Source organism: Xylanimonas oleitrophica (genome assembly GCF_003244315.1).
Classification (GTDB): domain Bacteria; phylum Actinomycetota; class Actinomycetes; order Actinomycetales; family Cellulomonadaceae; genus Xylanimonas_A; species Xylanimonas_A oleitrophica.
The window spans coordinates 1-1552 of record NZ_QKWH01000025.1; the positions used below are offsets into that span (position 1 = coordinate 1).

At 69.9% G+C, this 1552-nt stretch carries 1 protein-coding gene; it reads left to right on the forward strand.

Features of this window, described 5'->3' with window-relative positions:
- Positions 1 to 121 precede the first annotated feature (121 nt).
- Positions 122 to 1210, forward strand: a complete 1089-nt coding sequence (locus DNL40_RS16105) for an IS110 family RNA-guided transposase (RefSeq protein ID WP_111252284.1) — start codon at positions 122 to 124, stop codon at positions 1208 to 1210.
- Positions 1211 to 1552: the final 342 nt, after the last annotated feature.

A 1552-nucleotide genomic window follows, 5' to 3' on the forward strand; every position in this document is an offset into this window, starting at 1 on the left:
TCAGACGGTATGGGGGTCTGGGGCGTAGCCCTGGGTCGCTGGGACGGGGCCTCGCTATGAAAGTCGTGGGTTACCGAGCAGGTTGCCCTGCCCGGCCTATCCACATTCATAGGAGGCCCCGATGTTCACCGAGCGTACGAGTGTCGGCCTGGACGTGCACGCACGATCGATCCGAGCAAGCGCTCTTGACTCGCTCACGGGCGAGTTGTTCGAGCAGACCGTGGCCCCGGGTGAGGACTACCGGCCCGTCATGGCGTGGATCGCGCGGTTGCCGGGCCCGGTCGCGGTGGCCTACGAGGCCGGCCCGACCGGCTTCGGCCTGGCCCGCGTGCTTGGCGAGGCGGGGATCCGGTGCACGGTCGCGGCTCCGTCGAAGATCAACCGGGCGCCCGGGGACCGGGTCAAGACCGATGCCCGTGACGCGCGCCTGCTGGCTCGCCTGCTGCGGGTCGAGGACCTGTCGCCGGTCGTGGTGCCCACGATCGAGCAGGAATCGGCGCGGGACCTGGTCCGTCTACGGTTCGACAACCGCTCGGATCTGATGAGCGCCCGCCACCGCCTGGGCAAGCTGCTGCTGCGCCACGGGCACGTCTACTGCGGCGGGCGGGCGTGGACCAGGGCGCACGAGCAGTGGATGAACCAGATCCGCTTCACCGACCTCGGCACCCGGGTGGCGTTCAGCGAGTCGCGCGAGCTGGTCACTCACCTGCAGGCCCGCCGCGACCGGCTCGACGAGCAGATCGCCGTCCTGGCCGCGAGCTCCTCGTTCGCGCCTGTGGTGACCCGGCTGTGCTGCCTGCGCGGGATCGCCACCCTGACCGGGTTCGCGCTGGCTGTGGAGGTCGGGGACTGGACCCGGTTCACCGGTTCCTCGATCGGCGCGTTCCTCGGTCTGACCCCGACCGAGCACTCCTCCGGCGGCTCACGCCGCCAGGGCGGGATCACCAAGGCCGGCAACACTCACGCCCGCCGCCTGCTGATCGAGTCGGCCTGGCTGCACAAGCCCCGCTACGTCGTGGGCAAGGTCCTGCAAGAACGGTGGGACGCCGCCCCGGCCGCGGCGCGGGTCCGCGCGGACGAGGGCAACCGGCGTCTGCACCACCGCTGGGTCCAGTTCGAGACCCGGGGCAAGAAACACACCGTGGCCACCACCGCGATCGCTCGCGAGCTGGCCGGCTGGTGCTGGTCCCTGGCCGTCCTCGAGGCCTGAAGGAGCTGCAAGTAGCCACCCGGGGCCAGCGGCCCCGACAACCAAGCTTGCATCGCGCCCTCACGGCGTCGTGCGCAGCGCGAGGAGCGATCCACGATTCGGCTGTGAGCAGCCCCGCAAGGGCCACGCTCGACCTCAGACACCCGATGGTCCCGCTCCTGCCGAAACCCCGTCATGCGGTAACCAACCCGCGAATATCAGTCTTGACCGCGCGTCGACAACGACACGCTGCACCACTACCGACGGACACGATGACAAGAGAAGCGCCCGCCCCGAGCGACGGCCCAGGGCGGGCGCTTCAACCTGCCACTTGACAGGAACCACCTACATATCAGCCGAGGT